Raw genomic sequence first — 23,061 nt, 5'->3', positions numbered from 1 at the left:
CCAGCATGCGCACGTACGCAACAGCCCTGTTCATCGCCGCGTCCCTCGCGCTCACGGCCTGTTCGGGCGACGGTGAGCCCAAGGCCGGTGACAGTCCTCCGCCCACCAAGGAGGACATCGCCTACTACGACTGCCTCAAGGGCAACGGGGTGAAGATCACGCACACCGACTACGGTGCGCCGCGCGTGGACAAGGACGATCCGTCCGCGATACAGGCCCTTCCCGCAGCCCAGGAGGCGTGCAAGGACAAGCTCCCGCCGCCGCCCTCCCCCCAGCCGGCCGACCCGAAGGCCCTGGAAGCCGCCCGTACGTCCGGAGCTCCGCGAACAAGGTCGTCGGCGGGTGAGTGAACTGCAGGACGTCGTAGTGGACATATCCAGCGGTGAGCAGGACGTCGCCGACGGCGAGAAGAGCACGCCCGGATCCGGCGGGCTCGCGCGTGGGCGGAAGGTGGTGTTCGGTGTCGTCGCCGGGGCCGCGCTCATGGCCGTCGGCGGGCTGTTGGCCACCACGCTGGTGAAGTCGCCGGCGCAGGTGGCCGCCGAGACCGGGCCGCCCGCGCAGGGGGCTCTGACCGCCGAGGTCGAGCGCCGGGTGCTCGCGCAGAAGGTGGTGATGCGGGGGACCGTCGTCGCCGACCAGAGCGTCGACGTGGCTCCGCAGCCGCGCTCCGCCGAGGGCGCCGGCACGCCGGTGGTGACGAAGCTGCCGCTCAAGGCCGGGGACCCGGTCGCGGCCGGGCAGCTGCTGGCGGAGGTCTCCGGGCGGCCCGTGTTCGCCCTCAGGGGGACCCTGCCCGTCTACCGGGACCTCAAGCCGGGCGCCACCGGCGACGACGTCGCCCAGTTGCAGCAGGCCCTGCGCGAGCTCGGGCACGGCACGGGCGGCGACGCGAAGGGCGTGTTCGGGGCCGGTACGAAGGCCGCGCTCGCCGCACGCTACAAGGCCATCGGGTACGACCCGCTGCCGGCCGTGGCGGACGGCGCGGAGGTGCTCAAGGTCGCGCGGGAGTCCGTACGGTCGGCCGAGTGGGCCCTGGAGGACGCCCAGGCCGGTGCCGGGGGTGGCAGCGGGGGCGGGGCGGCCCCCGGCCCGTCCGCGTCCCAGGGCCCGAAGGGCGCGACGGGTGCGACGGGTGCCACCGGCGCCGCGGACGGCGGGAAGGGCGCCGGCGGTGCGGGCGACTCCGGTCGTTCGCTGACGCGGGCCCGGCAGGCGCTCGCCGACGCGCGGGCCAAGCTGGCGGCGGCGGAGGCCGCCGACGGGCCTATGCTCCCCGCCTCCGAGACCGTGTTCCTCGGGGCCTTCCCCGCACGGGTCAGCACCGTCGGGGGCCGGATCGGCGGGCCCGTGTCCGGGGCGGTGCTCACCCTGTCCGCGGGTGAGCTGGTCGTGGAGGCCTACCTCAAGGAGGACAAGAAGCAGCTGCTGCGGGCGGGCATGTCCGTGGTGGTCTCCTCCGAGGTGGCCGGCACCGACGCCCACGGCAAGGTGGCGACGGTGGCCGGCGAACGCTCCACCGGCCGTCCGTCGGCCGGCGGCCAGCCGAACGGGCAGCAGGGCGGGACCCAGGGCGACGCCTCCCAGGGCAAGGGCGGCGCCGGCGGCGCCGACCTCGGCTACCGCATGGTGATCCGCGCCGACCAGCCGCTGCCGGCCGCCTTCGCCGGGCAGGACGTACGGCTGACCATCGAGTCCGCCGCCACGGACGGCGAGGCCCTCGTGGTCCCGGTCACCGCGGTCTCCGCGAGCCCGGACGGCCAGACCCTCGTGACGGCCGTCTCCACCGACGGCACCCAGCGGCGCATACCGGTCCGGACCGGCACCAGCGGCGACGGCTACGTGGCCGTGACCCCCGTCAAGAACGGCGACCTCGCGGCCGGCGCCCGCGTCGTCATCGGCATCGCCCCCAGGGAGCCGGCCAAGGGCCGCGGCGAATCGCCGAAGCCCGGCCCGGGCAGGACACCGGGCCGAGCCGCGGGCCTCCCGGAAACGGAAACGGGAGCGGAGGCGGAAACGGAAAGGGGCACGGGCAGCGGCGCCGACGGCAGCGGCAGCGGCAGCGGCAGCGGCAGCGGCAGCGCGGACGACGCGGGGGTCACCGCGTGAGGATTCCGCGGCCCCGCCGTGCCCCCGAGGACGCCGTGCCCGGGGACGACGTCGACGCACCCGTCATCGAGTTCCGCGGCGTCGGGCTCACCTACCCCGGGCCGCCCCCCGTCGAGGCGTTGCATCCCTGCGAGCTGACCGTGAAGCGCGGTGAGTTCATCACCGTCGTGGGACCCTCCGGCTCCGGGAAGTCCACCTTCCTCAACGTCGCCGGGCTGCTCGACTCCCCCACCACCGGGAACTACCTCCTCGACGGCATCGACACCGCCGCCCTCCCCGACCGGGAGCGCACCGCCCTGCGCGGCCGGCGCATCGGGTTCGTGTTCCAGTCCTTCCACCTCCTGCCCCACCGGTCCGCCCTGGAGAACGTCACCCTCGCCATGCTCTACACCGGAACACCGCGCGCGCAGCGCCTCGTACGGGCCCGCGAGGCGCTCGACCAGGTCGGGCTCGGGCGCCGCGCCGACGCCGTGCCCGGGCGGCTGTCCGGTGGCGAGCGGCAGCGCGTGGCCATCGCCCGCGCCCTGGTGGGACGGCCCTCGCTGCTCCTGTGCGACGAGCCCACCGGCAACCTCGACTCCGCCAACGCGGCCTCCGTACTGGGGCTGCTCGACGAACTCCACACCTCCGGGATGACCGTCCTCGTCATCACCCACGACCCCGAGGTGGCCCGGCGCGGCGCCCGGACCGTCACCATCCGCGACGGGCGGCTGCGCACGTGAGGGCGGTCACGCCGACCCGGCTGTCCGTACGCGACGCCCTCTCGGAGGCCGTCGCCGGCATGCTGCGCCGCCCCGGCCGGGCCGTGCTCACCGCCCTCGGCACCGTCCTCGGCGTCGGCAGCTTCGTGGCGGTGCTGGGCCTCACCGCCACCATCTCGTCGCAGATCGACGGCCGGTTCAACGTGCTCACCGCCACCGAGGTGACCGTCGAGGACGTCGCCGGCCGGCAGAACGAATTCGCCGGACCCGGCTTCCCCGGCGACGCCGAGCAGCGGCTGCGCGCAGTCGCCGGCATCGAGCACGCCGGCGTGCTGTGGACGGTACGACTGGACTCGCGCACCCCCATCGGCTCCCTCCCGCCCCAGGGCGGCGGTGCGGACTCCACCGGCGGTGGCGCGTCCGTCGTCGCCGCCTCCCCCGGTGCCGTGGCCGCGCTCGTGCCCACCCTCCAAGAGGGCCGCCTCTACGACGAGTTCGCCGAGCGGAGCCGGGCCCGCGTGGTCGTCATCGGCGGCGGACTCGCGGGCCGCCTCGGCATCACCACCCTGGCGACCCGGCCCGCGCTCTACATCGGGCAGGAACCGTTCACCGTGGCGGGGATCATCTCCGACGTGGAGCGGAAGCCCGAGAACCTGCTGTCCGTGCTCGTCCCCCGGGCCACCGCCGAGGAGCTGTGGGGGCAGCCCTCGCCCGGCAGCGCGAGCATGCTGATCTCCACCCGGCTCGGCGCGGCCCGCCAGGTCGCCGACCTCGCGCCGCTGGCGCTGCGCCCCGACCACCCCGAGTACCTGAAGGCCGTACCGCCGCCCGATCCACGGATGCTGCGCTCGGGCGTCACCTCCGACCTGAGCGCGCTGTTCCTGCTGCTCGCCGGGATCTGCCTGGTCATCGGCGCGGTCGGGATCGCCAACACCACCCTCGTCGCCGTGCTGGAGCGGACCGGCGAGATCGGGCTGCGCCGTGCGCTCGGCGCGCGGGGCCGACACGTCTCGGCCCAGTTCCTCACCGAATCGGCGGCGTTGGGCGCGCTCGGCGGGCTGGTGGGCACCTCCCTCGGCGAACTGACCGTGGTCGGCGTCTCCCTGGCCCGCGACTGGACCCCGGTCATCCACCCGGCCACCGTCGCCGCGGCCCCGCTGACCGGGCTGCTCACCGGACTGCTGGCCGGCCTCTATCCCGCCTGGCGGGCAGCCCGTATCGAACCGGCCGAGGCCCTGCGAAGATAGGGACTGGCGCGTTCACATCGTTCGACCTGTAGGCGGTGGCCCCGTGAATCCGAAGCCGTACGAACACGACGGCGCCGGCGACCCCACCGCCCTGCCCGCCGCACTGGGCCTCGGCATGCTCGCCGTCGGCGGCTGGCTGCTGACCACCGCCCGCCCCTGGCAGAAGCCCGGCCACGCCCTCACCCTCGGCCTCGGCTGGACGGCCTCCGGGGCGCTGCTGGTGTGCGGGCTGGCGCTGCTGGCCCGGTGCGTGCGCACGGTGCACGGCGGCGCCGCCGACTCCGACGGCGCGGCCGTGCCCTCCGACCGCTAGCCCTGTCGTCAAACGACCGGCCCAGGTCTTCGGAGCCACCTTGGTTACCCCGAGCCAGAGGCGCACCCTCGGTCGGCGCGGCGCACGGCGGGTGGGCGACCGCCGATCACGGAGCTTGACCGATCAAGCGCAGGGGCCGCCGTGGTTCCACTGAGGGAACCAACCTGACTCCCCTGGAGGTGCGCCGAACCGTCGAGGCCGGCAAGCGACTCCAGTTCCTGCTGTCCCGTTTTGATGTGAAACCGGTCAACGAAGCGGTGACAGAAGCCGCAGCGAAGCTGCTGGATTCCTCGGGCCTCGACGGGCACGAATGCCTCGTGGACCCACTCGTGGTCGCCACGGCCGCACTCTGCACTCCCCCGGCACTCCTCGTCACTTCTGACAAGTCGCACATCCCCACGCTGTGCAAGGCCGCCGAGGAACTACCGGGCTCACCGAGGGTGAAGATCGTCAACGTCTGAAGGGCGAATGCGAAGCCTGGCCGCTCAGCTCTCCACGGAGCGGCCAGGGCTTGAATGATCAGGCTTTTGGAGCCACCTTCGAGAGGCCGTTGATGATGCGGTCCATCGCGTCGCCGCCCGTCGGGTCGGTGAGGTTGGCCAGCATCTTCAGGGTGAAGCGCATCAGCACCGGGTGGGTCAGACCGCGCTGCGCGGCGATCTTCATGACCGTCGGGTTGCCGATCAGCTTCACGAAGGCGCGGCCCAGCGTGTAGTAGCCGCCGTACGTCTCCTTGAGCACCTTCGGGTAGCTGTGCAGCGCCAGCTCGCGCTGCGCCGGGGTCGCGCGGGCGTGGGCCTGGACGATGACGTCGGCCGCGATCTGGCCCGACTCCATCGCATAGGCGATGCCCTCGCCGTTGAACGGGTTGACGAGGCCGCCCGCGTCGCCGACCAGCAGCAGGCCCTTGGTGTAGTGCGGCTGCCGGTTGAAGGCCATCGGCAGGGCCGCGCCGCGGATCGGCTGGGTCATGTTCTCGGGGGTGTAGCCCCAGTCCTCCGGCATGGAGGCGCACCAGGCCTTGAGGACCTCGCGCCAGTCCAGCTCCTTGAAGGCGGACGAGGAGTTGAGGATGCCGAGGCCGACGTTGGACGTGCCGTCGCCCATGCCGAAGATCCAGCCGTAGCCGGGCAGCAGCCGGTCCTGCGGGCCGCGCCGGTCCCACAGCTCCAGCCAGGACTCCAGGTAGTCGTCGTCGTGGCGGGGCGAGGTGAAGTACGTACGGACGGCCACGCCCATGGGCCGGTCCTCACGCCGGTGCAGACCCATCGCGAGCGACAGGCGGGAGGAGTTGCCGTCCGCGGCGACCACGAGCGGGGCGTGGAAGGTGACCGGGGTCTTCTCCTCGCCGAGCTTCGCCTGCACGCCGGTGATGTGCCCCGTACGCGGGTCGCGGACCGGCTCGCCCACGTTGCAGCGCTCGTACAGGCGGGCGCCGGCCTTCTGCGCCTGGCGGGCCAGGGTCTCGTCGAAGTCGTCGCGCTTGCGGACGAGTCCGTAGTCCGGGTAGGAGGCGAGTTCCGGCCAGTCCAGCTGGAGCCGCTGGCCGCCGCCGATGATGCGCAGGCCCTTGTTGCGCAGCCAGCCGGCTTCCTCGGAGATGTCGATGCCCATCGCCACCAGCTGCTTGGTGGCGCGCGGGGTCAGCCCGTCGCCGCAGACCTTCTCGCGGGGGAAGGCCGTCTTCTCCAGCAGCAGGACGTCCAGTCCGGCCTTGGCGAGGTAGTAGGCGGTGGTCGAGCCGGCGGGCCCGGCCCCGACGACGATCACGTCCGCGGAGTGTTCGGAGAGGGGCTCGGTCACTGCGGGGTCTCCCGAAGGCTCGATCTCGATAAAGGGTGCCGGGCGGCCCCGGACATGTGCAGTCTATGCAGCGACAGAGATCGCGATCCGAAGGGCTGCCACATGAACACCCCGCCGACCCGGCCGCTCCCCGTCATACAGCTGCGCGTACCCACCGACGAGGACGCCCTCGCCTGGCACCGGGCCTTCGACGACCCCGACGTCATGGAGTTCCTCGGCGGTCCCGCGGAGCTGTCCGCGTACGAGGAGATCACCGCGCGCCAGCGCATGCACGACGCCCAGCTCGGCTACTGCCTGTGGACCCTCCTCGACGGCGAGGGCACGGTCATCGGCTTCACCGGCGCACAACCGTGGCCCCGGGAGAAGGCATGGGGGCCGGTCGGCGAGATCGAGATCGGCTGGCGACTGAGCCGGTCCGCGTGGGGGCAGGGGTACGCGTACGCCGCGGCGCTGGCCACCGTGGAGCGCGTACGGGAGGCCGGGGTCCCCCAGGTGGTGGCGATGATCGACGACGCCAACACGCGCTCCTCCGCGGTCGCGGAACGCCTCGGCATGACACTGGCGAAGACCTTCCCCCTCCCGGGCGGCAAGCGCCACGGCCGCCGGTACGAACTCACGCTCACGCGGGGGTGAGAGGCGGAGCCGGGCGCCCTGGGGGCGGGGGGCGGACCGGCGCGCGGGCGGGACTCCTCCCCCGCACCCCGCCACCCCGGCCCGGCGGTTGCCCACCCACCGCACCGGGCGGCGGGCGGCGGGCGCGGGTCGCCGGTCGCCCGGCCTAGAACACCGACAGCCCCGTCAGCGTCGTGAAGCGGTCCAGGGCGGCCACGCCGGCCACCGAGTTGCCCTGGGCGTCCAGGCCCGGGCTCCACACCGTCAGGACGCACTGGCCGGGGACGACCGCGATGATGCCGCCGCCGACGCCGCTCTTGCCCGGCAGGCCCACGCGGTAGGCGAACTCGCCGGCCGCGTCGTACGTCCCGCAGGTCAGCATCACCGCGTTGATCTGCTTGGCCTCGCTGCGCGTGAGGAGGCGCGAGCCGTCCGCGCGCAGGCCGTGGCGGGCCAGGAAGAGGCCCGCCCGGGACAGGTCGGCGCAGGTCATCTCGATGGAGCACTGCCAGAAGTAGTGGTCCAGGAGCGCCGGCACGGGGTTGTCGATGTTGCCGTACGAGGCCATGAAGTGGGCGAGGGCGGCGTTGCGGTCGCCGTGCTCGTGCTCCGAGGCCGCCACTTCCGCGTCGAAGCCGACGTCCGGGTTGCCGCTCTCGGCCCGCAGGAAGGTGAGGAGTTCGCTGCTCGCGTCGCCCGTGAGGGTCTGGAGCCGGTCGGTGACGACGAGGGCGCCCGCGTTGATGAACGGGTTGCGCGGGATGCCGTTCTCGTACTCCAGCTGCACCAGCGAGTTGAACGGGTTGCCGGAGGGCTCCCGGCCCACCCGCTCCCACAGGCTGTCGCCGCCCTCGGCGAGGGCCAGGGCGAGGGCGAAGACCTTGGTGATCGACTGGGTGGAGAACGGCACCTGCCAGTCCCCCACCCCGTACACGCTGCCGTCGAGGGCGGCGATCGCCATCCCGAAGCGGTTACGGTCCACCGTCGCGAGGGCCGGGATGTATTCGGCGGGCGTGCCGCTGCCGACCAGCGGGGCGATGTCCTTCGCGATCCGCTCCAGCAGGGCGTCGTAGTCCATCAGGCCTTGGTGCCCCGGTGCAGGGCGACGATGCCGCCGCTGAGGTCGCGCCACGCGACCTTGGACCAGCCGGCCTTCTGCAGGAGGCCGGCCAGGGCGGGCTGGTCGGGCCATTCGCGGATGGACTCGGCCAGGTACACGTACGCGTCGGGGTTGGAGGACACCGCACGGGCCACCGGCGGCAGCGCGCGCATCAGGTACTCCATGTAGACCGTGCGGAACGGCGCCCACGTGGGCTGCGAGAACTCGCAGATGACGACCTTGCCGCCGGGCTTCGTCACCCGGTACAGCTCGCGCAGCGCGGTCTCGGTGTCCTGGACGTTGCGCAGCCCGAAGGAGATCGTCACGGTGTCGAAGACGTCGTCCTTGAACGGCAGCTTCGTCGCGTCGCCCGCGGTCAGCGGCAGCCACGGGTGCTTCTTCTTGCCCTCGCGCAGCATCCCGAGGGAGAAGTCGCAGGGCACGACGTACGCGCCGGTCGCGGCGAAGGGCAGCGAGGAGGTCGCGGTGCCGGCGGCGAGGTCGAGGACCTTGTGCCCGGGGCGCGCGGCGACCGCCTTGGCGACCTCCTTGCGCCACAGCCGGGCCTGGCCGAGGGAGATCACGTCGTTGGTGAGGTCGTAGTTCGCCGCGACGTCGTCGAACATCGAGGCGACTTCGTGCGGCTGCTTGTCCAGGGAAGCGCGGGTCACTGGCGTTGGCCCCTCGGTGTGCTTGCGGTACGGATCGACTGATACGGATCCATCCTCTCAGGCCGCGCCCGCCCCTGCGGCGGGGGCTCCACGAACCCGTACGAGCTGCCCCACAACTGGCCCGAAGGACAGTTACGCGGGGCGCGTGCGGCCGCGTTGACTGGCGGGGTGCGGCCCGGTGCGAGGGTCACCCCCCGGGTCGGCACCCGAATCGCGGCCGGTCCGGGCAGTGGCCGCCGGAAAACAGAGGGCTTCACGATGCCGGCAGGCCATAACACCGGTCGATCGCGCCGCAGCACCCCGAACAATCCGCGTGCCAGACGCCGCGCCGAGCGGCGAAGACGGCTGCGGCGCACGCTCGTCGGCACGGCGGCGGTCCTGGCGGTCGCGGTGGGCGTGACCGCGTACGCGACGAACTCGCACGACGAGGCGATCGTCGCCGACGGCCGCAAGAAGACGGACGGCCGGCCCGACGAGATGGACGGGGAGACCTCGGGCGGCGGGGACCCCGCCGCGCAGGGCGGCCGCCGCTCCCCCTCCCCCGCGCACCACACCACCGCGCCCGCCGCCCCCTCCCCGAGCCCGCCCTCGTCCGCCGCGACGAGCGCCGTGCCCGCCCGGCCCGGGGTCTTCACCGCCTCCGCCGCCTCCGGCGGGCCGCAGGGCAAGGGGACGGTGCGCCGCTGGCGCATGGAGGTGGAGGAGGGCAGCGGGGTGGACGCGGACGGCGCCGCGAAGGCCGTCGAGACGATCCTCGGGCACCCGCGCGGCTGGACCAACGACCCGGCGTACGGCTTCCAGCTCGCCGGGCCCGGCGAGCCGGTGGACTTCACCGTGAAGATCGCGACGCCGAAGACCACGGACCTGCTGTGCGAGGTGGTCACGCCCGAGCTGATCGGGGAGACCAACTGCCGCGCCGGACACACCGTCGTCGTCAACCTCAAGCGCTGGCAGGAAGGTTCGCCGCAGTTCAAGGGGCCCGTGGAGGAGTACCGGGCGCTGATCGTCAACCACGAGGTGGGGCACGAGATCGGCCACGAGCACGAGACCTGCCCCGGCCCGGGCAAGCCGGCGCCCGCGATGATGCAGCAGATCAAGGGTCTGCAGGGCTGCAAGGCCAACGCCTGGCCGTACGACGCGAACGGAACTTATCTGTCGGGTCCGCACGTCCCATAACCGTGGAAACCTTGCGAGTCGTCAGCTTCACCGTCCCCGGCTGGTTCCCCTCGTACGGCACCGAGGTGCCCCAGGGGGCCCAGCTCACCGAGCAGGAATCGGCCGTGTTCCTCTGGCTGGCCACCGGCGCCTCCAACGCGGAGCTCGCCGATCAGCTCCAACTGTCGGTCAGCACGGTGAAGTTCCACGTCGGGAACATACGGGCCAAGCTCGGCGGGATAAGTCGACTCCAGGCCTGTCTGCTCGCCGCCCTCGCGAGGGAAGGGGCGTCCGGCCCGTCGCTCAGCGACGGCGGTGCAGCAGACGGCCGCTGATGACCGTGGCCACGCAGGTCGTCGCGCCGCGCTCCAGCAGCGCCGCCTCGTCCGCGACCGCGAAGACCGCGAAGCGGGCCGGGGCGCCCTCTTCCAGCACCCCGTGGAAGGCCTGCCCGGCCGCGTCCCGCCCGGCGAAGGGGTCCAGGGAGGGCGCGCCCTCCTGCGCCGCCGGTGGCAGGATCGTCAGGCCGGAGCGGGACACCGCCGTGCGCACCGCCGGGACCGTGAAGCGGCCCGCGACCGCCACGACCCCGCGCGCGAGGAGCTTCTGGGTGCCGCGCCGGGCGCTGTTGCCCCAGCGGGCCTCGGTCAGCTTCAGCTCTGCCAGCTCCGTCTCCCCGTTGACGGGGTCGGCGCCGAGCTCGGCGACCTCGTACGGGTCGTCCGGGTAGTACGTGCGCTCCAGCAGCTCGTCCGCCCCGCGCACCAGCAGGCCCGGGGTGAGCAGCCCGGGCCAGCGGCGGGCGCGGGCGTGCGGGAAGCGTTCGGCGAGCTCGGCGAAGGGGCCGAGCGCCGCGATCCGGTCGCCTTCGACCAGGACCGCGCCGTCGGCCACCGGCGCGGATCCCGGCCCGGGGAGGAGGAGTTCGGCGGAGTGGAGCGTACGCATCGGTTCGGCCGGCGTCAGTTCGTCGAGATGAGCTTCAGCTCGGGGTGGGCCGTGCCGCCCTCGATGGCGATCGAGGAGATGTGCGAGGCGACGCGGTCGTCGACCGGGTCGTTCGCCGGGTCGTCGTGCACGGCGAGGTGCTCGTACGTCGTCGCGCGCTGCGCCGGGGTGCGGCCCGCCTTGCGGATCAGGTCGATGATCTCCTGGCGGTTGGAGCGGTGCTTGGCGCCGGCCGAGGAGACGACGTTCTCCTCCAGCATGACCGAGCCGAGGTCGTCCGCGCCGTAGTGCAGGGAGAGCTGGCCCGCCTCCTTGCCGACGGTGAGCCAGGAGCCCTGGATGTGCGCGACGTTGTCGAGGAAGAGGCGCGCGATCGCGATCATGCGCAGGTACTCGAAGATCGTCGCCTGCGTACGGCCCTTGAGGTGGTTGTTCTCGGGCTGGTACGTGTACGGGATGAAGGCGCGGAAGCCGCCGGTGCGGTCCTGCGTGTCACGGATCATCGCGATGTGCTCGATGCGCTCGGCGTTGGTCTCGCCGGTGCCCATCAGCATGGTGGAGGTGGACTCCACGCCCAGCTTGTGGGCGATCTCCATGATCTCCAGCCAGCGCTCGCCGGACTCCTTGAGCGGGGCGATCGCCTTGCGGGGCCGCTCCGGCAGCAGTTCGGCGCCGGCGCCCGCGAAGGAGTCGAGGCCGGCGGCGTGGATGCGCTGGATGGCCTCCTCCACCGACACCTTGGAGATGCGGGCCATGTGCTCGACCTCGGAGGCGCCGAGGGAGTGGATGACCAGCTGCGGGTAGGCCTGCTTGATGGCGGAGAAGTGGTGCTCGTAGTACTCGACGCCGAAGTCCGGGTGGTGGCCGCCCTGGAACATGATCTGGGTGCCGCCGAGCTCGACGGTCTCCGCGCAGCGGCGCAGGATGTCGTCGAGGTCGCGGGTCCAGCCCTTCTTCGTGTCCTTGGGGGCCGCGTAGAAGGCGCAGAACTTGCACGCCGTGACGCACACGTTCGTGTAGTTGATGTTCCGCTCGATGATGTACGTCGCGATGTGCTCGGTGCCCGCGTAGCGGCGGCGGCGCACCGCGTCGGCCGCCTGGCCGAGCGCGTGCAGCGGCGCGTGGCGGTAGAGGTCGAGCGCCTCTTCCTTGGTGATCCGGCCCCCTGCGGCGGCACGGTCGAGGACAGACTGGAGAGCGGCCTGGTCGGTCACCGGTGCGTCACCTTTCGGCGGTGTCAAGAGGTACGGACCGATCCAGCCTACGCCAGGGCCCGTCGGCGGCTTTCAGGGGCTACGGGTCAGGTCGCCTTCGGGGTTTCCGGCCGGTCCGTCGCCCGACTTGTAGTGGAGCGTTCCGTTGTCGTTGAGGGTGAAGCGTTCGTTCTTGGAGCCGTTGGAGCACAGGCCGGGGGCCGGGTTGGGGCCGTCCGACGTGTCGAGGACGAGGGAGCGGTCGGTGGCGGACGCCAGTCGCCAGTCGCCGCTGCAGTCCGTTCCGAGGACCGGAATGATCGACTTGTCGCGGGCGACGACCTCACCGACCTTGCCGTCCTTGATGGTGATCTCGAACTCGGTGGAGAGCCTGCCGGTGGTGGTGACCGTTCCCTTCCAGGTGCCGGTGAGTTCCTTGGGGACGTCGGTACGGGTCCCGCCCCCGCTCGGCGTCGCGCGGGGTGACGCGGTGTCGGGGGATGCCGTGGCGGGGGGCGCCGTGGCGGCGGCCGTGCCCGTGGGCCGGGAGCCGGCGGGCGGGGACGAGGAGCTCTGGGCGTCGGCCAGGTCCCGCTCCTTGCCGCCGCCCGTACCGGGCAGCAGCCCCATCCCGTACAGCCCGCCCACCAGCCCGGTCAGCACCGCGGCGGCCGCCAGCACGAGCGTGCAGCTGAAGCGGCGCCCGGCCGCGCTGAGGCTGACCTGCCGACCGGCGTCCGGAGCGGTCCGCGGCTGCGGCACGCTCCCGGCGGCCCCGGGGTTCCCTGCGGCCCCGGGGTTCCCGGCGGTCGCGTCGGGGGTGCCGTAGGGGCCCGCCGGCGCGTAGGGGCCGCCGGCGCCGCCGTACGGACCGCCGCCCGTGCCCGCGGGACCGTACGGGGACCCGTCGGCCCGGCCCCCGTACGAGGGGGTCGTGAACGGCACCGGTCCGGACGGCGCCTCGGCGGGCGGCGGGGGTCCGAACCCGGCTTCGGCGGGGCCGGCGTCGAGGTCGAGCAGGGCAACCGCGGCCCGGCTGGCCTCCTCGACCAGGGGTGCGGGCAGCCAGCCCGGGGCGCCCAGGGCGGGGGCGAGGGCCTCCGCGACGGCCTCCGGGGACGGGCGGTCGGCGGGGGCCTTGGCCAGGCAGGCCTCGATCAGCCCGCGCAGCGCGCCGGGCGGGACCGCGTCCAGCTCCGGCGGCTCGTGGACCACCTTGTAGAGGAGGGTCGCCGAGTTGTCCCCGGTGAACGGCGGGCGTCCGGTCGCGGAGAAGGCCAGGACCGCGCCGAGGGAGAACACGTCCGCGGCCCCGGTGATCCCCTTGCCGAGGATCTGCTCGGGCGACATGTAGCCCGGCGAGCCGACGGACACCCCGGTGGAGGTGAGCGAGGCGGTGCCGTCGGTGGCCCGCGCGATCCCGAAGTCGATCAGCCGGGGCCCGTCCAGGGTCAGCATCACGTTCGACGGCTTCACGTCCCGGTGTACGAGCCCCAGGCCGTGCACGGCCACCAGGGCGCGGGCCAGCCCCGCGCCGACGGCCCGCACCGAGGCCTCCGGCAGCGGCCCGTGACCGGCGACGGCCCGGTCCAGCGAGGGCCCGGCCACGTACCCGGTCGCCACCCAGGGCCCGGTCGCCTCCGGGTCGGCGTCCAGTACGGGGGCGGTCCACTCCCCGCCGACCCGCCGCGCGGCCTCCACCTCGCGGCGGAAGCGGGCGCGGAACTCCTCGTCGGCGGCGAAGTGCGGGTGCACGATCTTGACGGCCACGGTCCGGCCGCCCGCGCTGCGCCCCAGGTAGACCCGGCCCATTCCGCCGGCGCCGAGCCGCCCGAGCAGCCGGTATGCGCCGATGGTCCGTGGTTCGCCCGCTTCGAGCGGCTGCATCGCGTCCCCCATCCCCCAGGAAGATCCTCGACAGCACCTTAGGGCGTTACGGTGGCCGCCGTCGTACGTCTGCGGAGGGGAACCGAACCATGAGCGAGGCGGTCCTGCCCGGAAGGAACCGGGCGGCCAAGGTCAGCGTGTTCTTCGCGCTGGGCAGCTTCGGGGCGATGGCGAACCTCGCCACGCCCATCGGCTGGCTCAACCCGCCGATCTTCGTCGGCCTGGCCCTGCTGTGCGCGCTGATCGCGGTCCCGGCCGGGCACGTGGGCCGCTTCCGGGCCCGACGGCTGTCGGGGGACGGGAAGGGCATGGCCCTGGCGGGCCTCCTCGGCGGCTGGCTGATGCTGCTGGTCGCGCTTCTGGCCCTCGCCTCCCTGTTCGGGCTGCTCGTGGGCCTGAGCCTGCTGGCGGACGCCTCGTAGGGAATCCATTCCTTTCCGCATTCCCGTGCCGTGCGCGCGGAAAGCGAAAAGGAATGGAATGGAAGCCACCGGAAACAGCGGGTAAATCGGTCAGGACTCCACGACCGGTGCCAAGACCGGCTCCGGGATCGCCGCTTCCAGGAGCTGCACGGATACATCGGCCGGATAGCCGGTCGTCGGTCCCGTGCGGCGCGCGAATTCCCTTACGCCGGCGAGCTGTTCCGGCCCGAAGCGGAAGTCGAGCGTGGTGAAGTAACGCTCCAGCAGGTCGGCGTCGAAGGCCTCCCAACGGGCCGCCTGCTCGGCCACCTTGGTGACCTCTTCGAGGGATACGTCCCGGGAGGAGAGGAAGGCCTCGTGGACCTCGCGCACGACGGCCGGCTCGCGTTCGAGGTAGTCCTTGCGGGCGGCCCAGACGGCGAAGACGAACGGCAGTCCGGTCCACTCCTTCCACATGTGCCCCAGGTCGTACACGGTCAGCCCGAGCCGGGGCGCGTCGTGGAGGGAGGCGCGCAGCGCGGCGTCCCCGATCAGTACGGCCGCGTCCGCCTCCTGCATCATCACGCTCAGGTCGGGCGGGCAGGTGTAGTAGTCGGGCCGTACCCCGTACTGCTCGGAAAGCAGCAGCTGGGCGAGGCGTACGGACGTGCGGGAGGTGGATCCCAGGGCGACCCGCGCTCCGTCGAGCTGCTCCAGCGGCACCTGCGAGACGATCACGCAGGACATCACCGGGCCGTCGCAGCCGACGGCGATGTCGGGGAAGGCGACGAGCTGGTCGGCGTTGCGGAGGAATTCCACGAGGGTGATCGGAGCGATGTCGAGGTCCCCCTCGACGAGCCGCTCACTGAGCTTCTCGGGGGAGTCCTTGGTCAGCTCCAGGTCCAGCAGGGTGCCGGTTCGGGCGAGCCCCCAGTAGAGGGGCAGGCAGTTCAGGAACTGAATGTGGCCGACGCGGGGCCGGCTGCGATAGACGTCCACATCGCGAGACTAGCGGCCGGGTCTGCGTCAGCCTTGAGGCGGGTCTCAAACGTCCGGGTGACGTGATCTTTCCCTCTGGTCTCGGCCGCGGGGTGCGTGCTAGGCTCGACGCAAGTTGCAGTTTGGTTTCCCTTGCAGTACGAGGCCTGCGGAGAATGTGACCCGCAGGCTTTTGTAGTTTTCAGACTTCTTAGCAGGTTCTGGAGCAGGGCGACCCTTTGGCCCATAGGAGGGCTCATGGCTACCGGAACCGTGAAGTGGTTCAACGCTGAAAAGGGCTTCGGCTTCATCGCCCAGGACGGCGGCGGCCCGGATGTCTTCGTCCACTACTCCGCGATCAACGCCTCTGGCTTCCGCTCCCTCGAGGAGAACCAGACGGTGAACTTCGACGTCACGCAGGGTCCGAAGGGCCCGCAGGCGGAGAACGTCACCCCGGCCTAGTCGCCTGGGCCAACTCTCTCGCGGGTTGGAAAGCAGTACCCAAGGAGCCCTGTCCCTTCTGCGCAAGCGGAGCGGCAGGGCTCCTGCCTTTTCCCTCCCGGGTGGGGTGGCGGTGTACGAAGCCGCCCCGGCACCGTTGGCACGGTGCCGGGGCGGCTTTCGTACGCCTTGGCCCTGCGGGCCGGGGCCCGAGGCTTTGGGCCTGGGTTTGGGTCAGGGGGTGGGCTTGGTGGTCGGGGTCGGGGTGGGGGCGGCGGTGATCTTGATGTCCAGGATCAGGGTGACGCCCTCCGGGGTGGTCACGCGGAGCTGGTACGTGCCGGCCTCGGCGCCGTCCGTGAAGAGCTCCGGGAGGACGAGCGTGCCGACCTTGTCCGTCGTGCCGGGCTCACCGGTGTAGACGCGCTTGCCGGACGTGTCCTTGAAGTACGGACCCGCCGGGTCCGCCGGGACCCACTTGCCGTCCTTCATCCGGCCCAGGCCGACGACGGCACCCGGCACCGCTATGGGCTTGCCCTTGGCGGTCGCGAGGACCTCGACGCCCTTGATGGTTTCGCCGGCGACGGCCTCCAGCGGCTTCGAGCCCTCCGGGCGGGCCAGCCGGTCGACGACCGGCTTCGCCGTGACCGTGCCGTCGAACTTCACCGTGAACTTGCCCAGCGTGTCGTAGGCCGAGGCGCGCAGGGTGAAAGCGCCCGCCTTGGGACCCGGCTTCAGGCCGGACGCGGACGCGAAGCCGTTCGCGTCCGCCTTGACCACCAGGGAGTCCTCCGTCCCGAAGAGCGTGCCCCCGGTGGTGTCCGTGTCGACGGCGAAGACCACTTCCTGGCCGACGGCCGGCTTGCCGTCGCTGAGGAGCACCTTGACCCGGGGCACCGCGTCGAAGGCCTCCGCGCCGGTCTCGGCCGTGAGACCGGAACCGTCGACCACGGTCAGCGCGGCCAGATGCGGAGCCGGAGTCGGCGTGGGCGTCGGGGTCGGCGTGGGAGTCGGCGTCGGCGTCGGCTTGGGGGTCGGCGTCGGGGTGGGCTTGGGCGTCGGGGTCGGCGTGACCGGCGTCGTCGGACGCGGGGTCGGCAGGTTGCCCGGCGGCACGGTCGGGTAGTTCCCGGCGGGCGGGTTCGGAACCTCGGAGACGCCGCCGTTCTGGTACTGCCGCATGAAGCCGAGCACGGTGTTCACGTACTCGCGGGAGTTGTTGTAGCTGAGGATCGCCTGGTCGAGCTTGGACGCGTTCGACAGGTCGCGGTCACCCGCGCACAGGTAGAGACCCGCGCCCAGCGCCGCGTCGTAGATGTTGTTCGGGTCGCGCTTGCCGTCGCCGTTCCCGTCGGCGCCCCAGGTGGTCCAGGTGGACGGGATGAACTGCAGCGGGCCGACGGCCCGGTCGTACTCGGTGTCCGCGTCCCACACGCCCTTGTCCGTGTCGCGGATCTCGGCGAAGCCGTTGCCGTCCAGGCGCGGGCCGCGGATCGGCTTCTCGGTGTAGCCGTCCGGCTTGAGCCCGTAGCCGGAGGCGTGCACCGACTCGACCCGGCCGATGCCGGCGAGCAGCGCCCAGGGCAGCTTGCAGCCGGGCAGTGCGGCGCCCACCGACAGTTCGGCGCGCTTGTAGGCGTCCAGGGCGGTGGCGGGTATGCCGCTGGTGCCCCCGGCCGCCGCGGCGCCGCCGGCGGGCGGCGGGTCGGCGACGAGGTCGGGCAGGTCCAGGCGGGCGTCGCCGCGTTCGGCTGCCTGCGGACTGTCCGGGGTCGGTTCGGACTCCCCCGCGTCGGCGGTCGTCGGGCTGGTCACGACCGCGGCGGTGGTCAGGCTGGCCGCGAGTGCGGCCGTGCACAGGACCTTGCGCGAGGTGCTGACGAGGTGACGATGAAGCGGCTTCACGGTGCGGCGATCCCCCCAAGGAGCCGTCAGGCTTGCGGCACACGACCGGTCGGGTCATGAATACCCCTCTGTTTATCAGGTCTTCGGACCCGACTCACCGTCCCCCCGGCAGATGAGACACACCATTCGTCTCGGCTTCACCGGACCCTCACGACTGAACGAACGAAGGACCTAAGTCCCCGCCCGATATGGGCCAATGACCCCCGTTTTGGACCCCGGCTGCTCCGTACGCTGGTCGTCATGGCGACCAGCACCAACACGAAGAAGGACCGGCGGCGCGAGTCCCGCGACCGGCTCCGCCAGGAGCGCGAGGCACAGGCCCGGCGCGCGCGGCTGCGCGGCCGGCTGCTGGTCGGGGGCTCCCTGGTCGCCGTACTCGGCATCGCGGCCGGCGTGGGCGTCTACGCCGCCGACTCCTCGGCTTCCTCCGCCGCGGGCGGCGCGGGCGACCCCGATACGGCCGGAAAGCCATTCGTCCAGCCCGCCAACACCACCGGCGCGGACGGGGTCGTGGTCCCGTACGGCAAGGCCGACGCGAAGCACACCCTGACCGTCTGGCTCGACCCCCGATGCCCGTACTGCGCGGGCGTCGAGATCGGCCTGGGCGGGACCATCAAGGAACAGGCCGACGCGGGCGAGTACAAGGTCGAGTACCGCTTCGCGACCTTCCTCGACGGCGCGCTCGGCGGCGGCAAGGGCTCGAAGCGGGCCGTGAACGCGCTGGGAGCCGCGGTCGACGAGAGCCCGGAGAAGTTCATGGAGTACCTCCAAGTCCTCTACAAGAACCACCCGGAGGAGGAGACGGACGACAAGTACGGCTCCACCGCCACCCTCCTGGAACTCGCCGACCGGGTCCCGGGCCTGCGCACCCCCGCCTTCGACCGGGCCGTCCGGGAACTGACGTACATGCCGTGGGTCGACAAGGTCGGCAAGGCCTTCCACGACGAGGGCGTGAAGGGCACCCCGGCCGTCTTCATCGACGGCGAGCAGCTCACCGTCAACACGGGCCGGGGCATCGACTCGATCGCCCCGGATGCCTTCAAGAAGCTGATCGCGGAGAAGCGGAAGCCGAATCCGTAGCCGAATCCGTAGGCTCCGTAGCCCCCGCGAAGGCCGGCCGTGCCGGGGCCTACAGGCGCAGGCGGGCCGCCACCGGAAGGTGGTCGCTCGGGGTCGCGGGAAGGTTCCACGCCGAGACCGGGGTCAGATCGCGGACCAGGACCTGGTCGATGCGTGCCACCGGGAACGCCGCGGGCCAGCTGAAGCCGAAGCCCGCCCCCGCCACGTCCTGCGCCGAGCGGAACTGCGACATGAGCGGGGCCACCGCGCGGTCCCCGGTGGTGCTGTTGAGGTCGCCCATCAGGAGGGTCCGCCCGCCCGGACCGCCCCGGACGGCCTCCGCGAGGCGCCGCGCGGCGGCGTTGCGGCGGGCCGTGTCGAAGCCCGAGCCGAGACGTACGCGCACGGACGGGAGGTGCGCCACGTACACCGTCAGCGGCCCCTGCGGGGTCTGCGCGGTGGTGCGCAGGGCACGGGTCCACTCCATGATCGGCACGGCCCGGGTGTCGGCGAGGGGGTACGTGGACCACAGCCCGACCGTGCCGCGCACCTCGTGGTACGGGTACGAGCCCGCGAGCACCTCCGCGTACCGGCCGGCCGCGGGCTCGACCAGCTCCTCCAGCGCGATGAGCTGCGCCCCGGTGGCGGCGAGGGCGCGGGCGGTGCCGGCGGGGTCGGGGTTCTCGTCGTCGACGTTGTGCGTGACGACGGTCAACGCGCCGCCGGCGTCGCCGGTGTCCGCGCGGTCGGCGTCGGCGCGATCGGTGAGCGTGCCCGCGTGGAAGAGCCCCCAGACGAGCGCCGGCACCAGCACGGCCACCAGCGCGAGCCGTGACCTGCGCAGCAGGGCGAGCGCCGCGAGCCCGAGCACGACGATCCCGCTCCACGGCAGGAAGGTCTGCACGAAGCTGCCCGGGTTCCCGAGCCGGTTCGGGATCCGGTCCGCGAGCAGCATCAGCAGCGCGGTGAGCACCGCGAGCGCGGCGAGGACCCGCCCCGCCGACCGCTCCCGGGCCGGCCGCTCCCGGGCCGGCCGCCCGTCGTCCTTCGCAGTCATCCACACCCCCCGTCCGGGGACGCGGCACGGCCGCGCCCGGTTGCGACCGCGCCACCGGCACTCATATCGGGATGCGGTCCCCTCCGGTCGGACATTAGGGTCGACACCCGTGGAACCACTCAGCGAGAAACAGATCCGCGCGTCCTTCGTGAACTGCACCAAGGGCGAGGCGTCCCGGCTGCGCCTCCCGCTCGACTTCGTCGAGCTGCCGTGGGAGGACCTGGACTTCCTCGGCTGGGTGGATCCCGGCGCACCCCTCAAGGCCCATCTCGTACTGCCCCGGCCGGACGGCCCGCTCGGCATCTCGCTCCGCGTGCCGTCGGTGAGCCGTACCAGCGCCGTGAAGTCCAGCCTCTGCCAGCTGTGCCTGACGGGCCACGCCTCCTCCGGCGTCACCCTGCTCGCCGCGCCCCTCGCGGGGGCGCGCGGCCGCGAGGGGAACACGGTCGGGGTGTACGTGTGCGCGGACCTCGCGTGTCCCCTGTACGTGCGCGGGAAGCGACAGCCGAAGCTGCGGACGACCCGGTACGAGGAGTCCCTGACGCTCGACGAGCGCCTGGAGCGGATGAGCCTCAACCTGGACGCCTTCGCGGCCCGCGTCACCGCCGGGTGACTCAGAAGACCGCGACGCCGATCGCGACCAGGATCCCGGCCACCACGGCGAGCACGATGACGGCGACCATCCCGCCGAGCGCGGCGAAGAACCAGCCCTCCCCGTCGCCCGGGGAGGCGCCGCGCGCGCAGGACGCCAGCCAGCCCGCCACGGCGAGGAACGGCACGAGCAGCAGCCCGGTCGTGGTGCCCGTGTCGAACACGGCCGTGCCCGACAGTTCGTAGGCACGCCCGCGCGCCGTACGGACCTCCACCCGGGCACCGTGCCGGTGCTTCCCGGCCGCCGATTCGATCACCATCTCGCGCGCGGGCTCGCCGGCCTGCCGCGGGACGTACCAGCCCGTGCAGTCGGTGCCGGTCGAGTAGCCGTCCGCGTCGGTCGCCTCATGGCACTCGTAGACCGTGACGACCCCGTCGACGGGCCCGAAGCCGAGGATGGCGGCCAGTTGCGGCCCGGGCAGCAGCCACACCAGCCACCCGGCGACCCCGAGGGAGACCACGGCGCCCACGGCGGCCGCCGCCCGCCCCAACTTCCGTACGACAGCACGCACGGGCGCCCCCCTCTCCCCTCCTGGCCGGATACCCAGGGCGGGGCGGGAGTAACGCCGCAGCCGGTCGCCGCCCGTCAGGCGGTCGCCGCCCGTCAGGCGATCGGCGGCCGTCAGGCGATCGGCGGCCGGGGTCCTTTGGTGGTCCGCCCCTTGACCGCCCACGCGCGGGCGGTCAGCGCGATCGACCCGTCATCCCCCGCCGGCAGCGCCGCCCGGAGCGCCTCGCGCAGCCGCTCCCGTACGGCCGGGTCCGAGCCCGCCACGAACGCCGGGGCAGGACCCTGCCCGGCCAGGAACGGCACCCACAGATCATCGAAGTCACCGAACACGGTGGCCACCTCGATCGGCGCGACGGCCACCTCGACCAGCCCCGCCTCCACCCACAGGGCGCGCAGCGGCTCCGGTCGGCACACCGGGAACCGGCGGGTCTCGTCCACCTCCGCGGCGGACGGGTCCACCGCCACCGCGACCCGCCAGAAGTGGCGCAGGAACTCCATGCCCTCCGCGTAGTCCCACACGTACGCGGCGACCAGCCCGCCCGGCCGCACCACCCGGACCGCCTCCGCGAGCGCGGCGCCGGGATCGGGAAGGAAGTTGAGCACGAGCCCGCTGCCCACGACGTCCCATCCGGCGTCCCGCACCGGCAGCGAAGCCGCATCACCCACGACGAACCGAGCCGCCGCGGGGGCGCCCGCCCGGGCCGAGGCGACGAAGCCCCGGGACGGGTCCACCCCGAGCACGGCCCGGGGCCGACACCGCTCGGCGACGACCCGGCTCAACGCCCCCGTACCGCAGCCCACGTCCAGCCACCGCAGCCCGTCCGCGCAGCCGAGCCACGCCACGAACCGTTCGGCGACGGGCCCGCTCCACCGCCCCATGTACCGCTCGTAGGCGTCCCCGGCCACCCACAGCCCGAACCTCTGCTCGTCCATGCCCCCACGATGCCGGGACCGCGCGAGCACCGACCGGAATCACCGGGACACGGCGCGCCGCCTCACGCCTCACGCCTCACGCCTCACAGGTTCACCATTCGCCACCCCTTTCCGGCCACAACAGAAGGTTTCCGGCCAAGCAATGTAAAGGTAAAGCGAAGACCCACCCATAAACCCGCAGGTAGACGCGTTGAACCCACGCACAGGCGGGGCGTGTTGGCCATTACGACAGTGGTCAAGTGATCGACTTGTGGGTAACGTGCACGTGTGCGCGGCACTCGAAGGATGAGATGACGAGCACACCGTCGGACTTCTCCCTGACCAGGAGCAGTGCGGCAACGACCAAGTAATCGGGGGAAAGAAGTCCGCGGGTGACCATTCGGTTTCCACGCCTGTTCAGGTTGCCCACAAGGGCTTCCTCCCCCTTGCGACAACGCAAGGGAATTCCAAATGAATCGCAACACCCTGCGCATGGCGGCCGTTTCGGCCGTCGCAGCCATCGCCATCGGGGGTGGCGCCGGCCTGGCCCAGGCCTCCTCGGCCTCCGTGGCAGCGCCCCAGTCCGTCTCGGCCACCCAGCAGGCCGAGGCGCAGCAGGCCGCGCGCGCCCTGCTCGCGAGCCCGCTCGCGGCTGAGCTGACCTCCGCCGAGCGCACCGAGATGAACCGGATCGTCGCCGGTGAGGCCTCGGCCGCGAGCAAGTGGAGCGCGATCCGCGCCGCCTTCAGCAAGGTCGGCGGCTTCGGCAAGGCCATCGGCGGCAAGTTCAGCGACTTCAAGAAGTGGTACGACGGCCTGTCGTGGTGGGTCCGGGCGCCTCTCGCGGCCGTCTCCCCGGGCCTGACGCTCCTTGAGATCTACAACGCCCTCCGAGGCTGATCCGGCCCCGAGGCCGATCGAGTGACGTCGGCCGGACCGCCCGGGTTCCCCCGGGCGGTCCGGCCCCGCCACCACCCCAGAACAGCACGAAGAACGAAGACGGAGTACCCGGGATGACCGACACCAAGTCCGCCCGAGCAGCCGGCGAAAGCGCATGGGCCCTGCCCCTGCTGACCCTCCTCCCGGTGGTGGCCCTCCGGTATCTCACCTCGCCCTCCACGCCGTGGCTCGTGATTTCCTGGGCGTTCTGCGCCCTGTCCGCGGTATTGCTGGCGGCGGGCTGGGTGACGGTGTTCCGCCACGGAATGCGCGGCCCCAGCGCCTGGGTGACGTGTTTTCTCGCGCACGCCGCTCTCGCGGTACAAGTGATCTGGCTCGTGAGGAATTGACGCGCATTCGGGAATGGCGCGCGGTCGAGCCGCAATTGACGGAAAAGCTCATCGGGGGAAGAAGCCCGCGGGTGACGACCCTTCGGTTTCCACGCCTGTTCAGGTCGTCGAGTGAGGGC

The 23,061-nt window shown here is 72.6% G+C and carries 26 protein-coding genes; 15 read left to right on the top strand and 11 right to left on the bottom strand.

Annotated elements, in window-relative coordinates:
* Positions 1 to 5: 5 nt before the first annotated feature.
* The 6 genes from ACFYZL_RS01160 (at position 6) to ACFYZL_RS01135 (ending at position 4,831) form a co-directional block, all read left to right on the top strand.
* A complete protein-coding gene (locus tag ACFYZL_RS01160; RefSeq protein ID WP_388675067.1) occupies positions 6 to 350 on the top strand; it encodes a hypothetical protein in 345 nt (114 codons plus the stop codon).
* Positions 343 to 2,109, top strand: coding sequence for a peptidoglycan-binding protein (locus ACFYZL_RS01155; RefSeq protein ID WP_388675064.1), 1,767 nt, complete (start codon positions 343 to 345; stop codon positions 2,107 to 2,109). The genes ACFYZL_RS01160 and ACFYZL_RS01155 overlap by 8 nt, the downstream gene beginning before the upstream one ends.
* A gap of 2 nt (positions 2,110 to 2,111) precedes the next feature.
* Entirely contained in the window at positions 2,112 to 2,831 is a 720-nt protein-coding gene (locus tag ACFYZL_RS01150; RefSeq protein WP_384745652.1) for an ABC transporter ATP-binding protein, read from the top strand.
* Positions 2,828 to 4,057, top strand: coding sequence for an ABC transporter permease (locus ACFYZL_RS01145; protein WP_384745610.1), 1,230 nt, complete (start codon positions 2,828 to 2,830; stop codon positions 4,055 to 4,057). Before ACFYZL_RS01150 ends, ACFYZL_RS01145 begins: the two co-directional genes overlap by 4 nt.
* A 43-nt stretch (positions 4,058 to 4,100) precedes the next feature.
* Positions 4,101 to 4,370 carry a hypothetical protein gene (locus tag ACFYZL_RS01140; protein ID WP_384745608.1) on the top strand — a complete coding sequence of 90 codons (270 nt, stop codon included), beginning with the start codon at positions 4,101 to 4,103 and terminating at the stop codon, positions 4,368 to 4,370.
* A 179-nt stretch (positions 4,371 to 4,549) separates the two neighbouring features.
* On the top strand, positions 4,550 to 4,831 hold the full coding sequence (locus tag ACFYZL_RS01135; RefSeq protein ID WP_388675061.1) for a hypothetical protein: 282 nt from the start codon (positions 4,550 to 4,552) through the stop codon (positions 4,829 to 4,831).
* Between the two features lie 58 nt (positions 4,832 to 4,889).
* Here the strand turns inward: ACFYZL_RS01135 and ACFYZL_RS01130 are convergent, their stop codons facing one another.
* Positions 4,890 to 6,173, bottom strand: a complete 1,284-nt coding sequence (locus tag ACFYZL_RS01130; protein ID WP_384582067.1) for a geranylgeranyl reductase family protein — start codon at positions 6,171 to 6,173, stop codon at positions 4,890 to 4,892.
* A gap of 102 nt (positions 6,174 to 6,275) precedes the next feature.
* Between ACFYZL_RS01130 and ACFYZL_RS01125 the strand changes: the two genes are divergently transcribed.
* Positions 6,276 to 6,806, top strand: a complete 531-nt coding sequence (locus tag ACFYZL_RS01125; RefSeq protein ID WP_384745604.1) for a GNAT family N-acetyltransferase — start codon at positions 6,276 to 6,278, stop codon at positions 6,804 to 6,806.
* A 145-nt stretch (positions 6,807 to 6,951) separates the two neighbouring features.
* On the opposite strand, the gene ACFYZL_RS01120 is transcribed toward ACFYZL_RS01125, so the two are convergent.
* A complete protein-coding gene (locus ACFYZL_RS01120) occupies positions 6,952 to 7,863 on the bottom strand; it encodes a glutaminase (RefSeq protein WP_384745603.1) in 912 nt (303 codons plus the stop codon).
* Positions 7,863 to 8,555: a demethylmenaquinone methyltransferase gene (locus ACFYZL_RS01115; RefSeq protein ID WP_388675056.1), complete on the bottom strand. Its 693-nt coding sequence runs from the start codon at positions 8,553 to 8,555 to the stop codon at positions 7,863 to 7,865. The genes ACFYZL_RS01120 and ACFYZL_RS01115 overlap by 1 nt, the downstream gene beginning before the upstream one ends.
* Before the next feature lie 258 nt (positions 8,556 to 8,813).
* On the opposite strand from ACFYZL_RS01115, the gene ACFYZL_RS01110 reads away from it, so the two are divergent.
* Both ACFYZL_RS01110 and ACFYZL_RS01105 read left to right on the top strand, forming a co-directional pair.
* Positions 8,814 to 9,731 carry a DUF3152 domain-containing protein gene (locus ACFYZL_RS01110; protein ID WP_384745596.1) on the top strand — a complete coding sequence of 306 codons (918 nt, stop codon included), beginning with the start codon at positions 8,814 to 8,816 and terminating at the stop codon, positions 9,729 to 9,731.
* Positions 9,732 to 9,733: 2 nt separating this feature from the next.
* A complete protein-coding gene (locus tag ACFYZL_RS01105) occupies positions 9,734 to 10,045 on the top strand; it encodes a response regulator transcription factor (RefSeq protein ID WP_384582057.1) in 312 nt (103 codons plus the stop codon).
* On the opposite strand, the gene ACFYZL_RS01100 is transcribed toward ACFYZL_RS01105, so the two are convergent.
* From ACFYZL_RS01100 to ACFYZL_RS01090, 3 genes are all read right to left on the bottom strand, one after another.
* Positions 10,014 to 10,658: a hypothetical protein gene (locus tag ACFYZL_RS01100; protein WP_384745592.1), complete on the bottom strand. Its 645-nt coding sequence runs from the start codon at positions 10,656 to 10,658 to the stop codon at positions 10,014 to 10,016. The two genes, ACFYZL_RS01105 and ACFYZL_RS01100, sit on opposite strands and share 32 nt — an antisense overlap.
* Before the next feature lie 14 nt (positions 10,659 to 10,672).
* The gene (gene mqnC, locus ACFYZL_RS01095; RefSeq protein ID WP_384745590.1) at positions 10,673 to 11,872 is read right to left on the bottom strand and encodes a cyclic dehypoxanthinyl futalosine synthase; all 1,200 of its coding nucleotides are present in this window, start codon (positions 11,870 to 11,872) and stop codon (positions 10,673 to 10,675) included.
* Positions 11,873 to 11,944: 72 nt separating this feature from the next.
* Complete coding sequence (locus tag ACFYZL_RS01090) at positions 11,945 to 13,738, bottom strand: serine/threonine-protein kinase (protein ID WP_388675839.1); 1,794 nt, start codon at positions 13,736 to 13,738, stop codon at positions 11,945 to 11,947.
* 89 nt (positions 13,739 to 13,827) lie between these two features.
* Between ACFYZL_RS01090 and ACFYZL_RS01085 the strand changes: the two genes are divergently transcribed.
* Positions 13,828 to 14,160, top strand: a complete 333-nt coding sequence (locus ACFYZL_RS01085; protein WP_388675051.1) for a DUF4190 domain-containing protein — start codon at positions 13,828 to 13,830, stop codon at positions 14,158 to 14,160.
* 90 nt (positions 14,161 to 14,250) lie between these two features.
* Here ACFYZL_RS01085 and ACFYZL_RS01080 read toward each other — a convergent pair whose 3' ends face one another.
* Complete coding sequence (locus ACFYZL_RS01080) at positions 14,251 to 15,138, bottom strand: menaquinone biosynthetic enzyme MqnA/MqnD family protein (protein WP_388675048.1); 888 nt, start codon at positions 15,136 to 15,138, stop codon at positions 14,251 to 14,253.
* A 237-nt stretch (positions 15,139 to 15,375) separates the two neighbouring features.
* Here ACFYZL_RS01080 and ACFYZL_RS01075 point away from each other — a divergent pair, with 237 nt between their 5' ends.
* Positions 15,376 to 15,579, top strand: a complete 204-nt coding sequence (locus tag ACFYZL_RS01075; RefSeq protein ID WP_030012116.1) for a cold-shock protein — start codon at positions 15,376 to 15,378, stop codon at positions 15,577 to 15,579.
* 213 nt (positions 15,580 to 15,792) lie between these two features.
* On the opposite strand, the gene ACFYZL_RS01070 is transcribed toward ACFYZL_RS01075, so the two are convergent.
* Positions 15,793 to 17,463: a lytic transglycosylase domain-containing protein gene (locus ACFYZL_RS01070; protein WP_388675045.1), complete on the bottom strand. Its 1,671-nt coding sequence runs from the start codon at positions 17,461 to 17,463 to the stop codon at positions 15,793 to 15,795.
* A gap of 240 nt (positions 17,464 to 17,703) precedes the next feature.
* On the opposite strand from ACFYZL_RS01070, the gene ACFYZL_RS01065 reads away from it, so the two are divergent.
* Positions 17,704 to 18,543 (top strand): thioredoxin domain-containing protein, encoded by an 840-nt coding sequence (locus tag ACFYZL_RS01065; protein WP_388675042.1) that lies wholly within the window; start codon positions 17,704 to 17,706, stop codon positions 18,541 to 18,543.
* A 49-nt stretch (positions 18,544 to 18,592) separates the two neighbouring features.
* Here the strand turns inward: ACFYZL_RS01065 and ACFYZL_RS01060 are convergent, their stop codons facing one another.
* On the bottom strand, positions 18,593 to 19,579 hold the full coding sequence (locus ACFYZL_RS01060; RefSeq protein WP_384745582.1) for an endonuclease/exonuclease/phosphatase family protein: 987 nt from the start codon (positions 19,577 to 19,579) through the stop codon (positions 18,593 to 18,595).
* A 109-nt stretch (positions 19,580 to 19,688) separates the two neighbouring features.
* Here ACFYZL_RS01060 and ACFYZL_RS01055 point away from each other — a divergent pair, with 109 nt between their 5' ends.
* Complete coding sequence (locus ACFYZL_RS01055; protein WP_384745580.1) at positions 19,689 to 20,192, top strand: FBP domain-containing protein; 504 nt, start codon at positions 19,689 to 19,691, stop codon at positions 20,190 to 20,192.
* Between the two features lies 1 nt (position 20,193).
* Here ACFYZL_RS01055 and ACFYZL_RS01050 read toward each other — a convergent pair whose 3' ends face one another.
* Positions 20,194 to 20,742 (bottom strand): hypothetical protein, encoded by a 549-nt coding sequence (locus tag ACFYZL_RS01050; protein WP_384745579.1) that lies wholly within the window; start codon positions 20,740 to 20,742, stop codon positions 20,194 to 20,196.
* Positions 20,743 to 20,852: 110 nt separating this feature from the next.
* On the bottom strand, positions 20,853 to 21,674 hold the full coding sequence (locus ACFYZL_RS01045; protein ID WP_384745577.1) for a class I SAM-dependent methyltransferase: 822 nt from the start codon (positions 21,672 to 21,674) through the stop codon (positions 20,853 to 20,855).
* 450 nt (positions 21,675 to 22,124) lie between these two features.
* Between ACFYZL_RS01045 and ACFYZL_RS01040 the strand changes: the two genes are divergently transcribed.
* Complete coding sequence (locus ACFYZL_RS01040; protein WP_384593623.1) at positions 22,125 to 22,553, top strand: hypothetical protein; 429 nt, start codon at positions 22,125 to 22,127, stop codon at positions 22,551 to 22,553.
* 113 nt (positions 22,554 to 22,666) lie between these two features.
* A complete protein-coding gene (locus ACFYZL_RS01035) occupies positions 22,667 to 22,942 on the top strand; it encodes a hypothetical protein (RefSeq protein ID WP_388675037.1) in 276 nt (91 codons plus the stop codon).
* Positions 22,943 to 23,061: the final 119 nt, after the last annotated feature.

The organism is Streptomyces sp. NPDC001717, from assembly GCF_042892775.1.
Classification (GTDB): Bacteria; Actinomycetota; Actinomycetes; order Streptomycetales; family Streptomycetaceae; genus Streptomyces.
This window is presented reverse-complemented; position numbering and strand designations above follow the sequence as displayed.

Bases quoted from the DNA above. Each gene is read 5' to 3' on its own strand.
- ACFYZL_RS01160 (WP_388675067.1), top strand. From the start codon at position 6: ATGCGCACGTACGCAACAGCCCTGTTCATCGCCGCGTCCCTCGCGCTC.
- ACFYZL_RS01125 (WP_384745604.1), top strand. From the start codon at position 6,276: ATGAACACCCCGCCGACCCGGCCGCTCCCCGTCATACAGCTGCGCGTA.
- ACFYZL_RS01120 (WP_384745603.1), bottom strand. From the start codon at position 7,863: ATGGACTACGACGCCCTGCTGGAGCGGATCGCGAAGGACATCGCCCCG.
- ACFYZL_RS01110 (WP_384745596.1), top strand. From the start codon at position 8,814: ATGCCGGCAGGCCATAACACCGGTCGATCGCGCCGCAGCACCCCGAAC.
- ACFYZL_RS01100 (WP_384745592.1), bottom strand. From the start codon at position 10,658: ATGCGTACGCTCCACTCCGCCGAACTCCTCCTCCCCGGGCCGGGATCC.
- ACFYZL_RS01090 (WP_388675839.1), bottom strand. From the start codon at position 13,738: ATGCAGCCGCTCGAAGCGGGCGAACCACGGACCATCGGCGCATACCGG.
- ACFYZL_RS01085 (WP_388675051.1), top strand. From the start codon at position 13,828: ATGAGCGAGGCGGTCCTGCCCGGAAGGAACCGGGCGGCCAAGGTCAGC.
- ACFYZL_RS01075 (WP_030012116.1), top strand. From the start codon at position 15,376: ATGGCTACCGGAACCGTGAAGTGGTTCAACGCTGAAAAGGGCTTCGGC.
- ACFYZL_RS01065 (WP_388675042.1), top strand. From the start codon at position 17,704: ATGGCGACCAGCACCAACACGAAGAAGGACCGGCGGCGCGAGTCCCGC.
- ACFYZL_RS01060 (WP_384745582.1), bottom strand. From the start codon at position 19,579: ATGACTGCGAAGGACGACGGGCGGCCGGCCCGGGAGCGGCCGGCCCGG.
- ACFYZL_RS01045 (WP_384745577.1), bottom strand. From the start codon at position 21,674: ATGGACGAGCAGAGGTTCGGGCTGTGGGTGGCCGGGGACGCCTACGAG.
- ACFYZL_RS01040 (WP_384593623.1), top strand. From the start codon at position 22,125: ATGAATCGCAACACCCTGCGCATGGCGGCCGTTTCGGCCGTCGCAGCC.
- ACFYZL_RS01035 (WP_388675037.1), top strand. From the start codon at position 22,667: ATGACCGACACCAAGTCCGCCCGAGCAGCCGGCGAAAGCGCATGGGCC.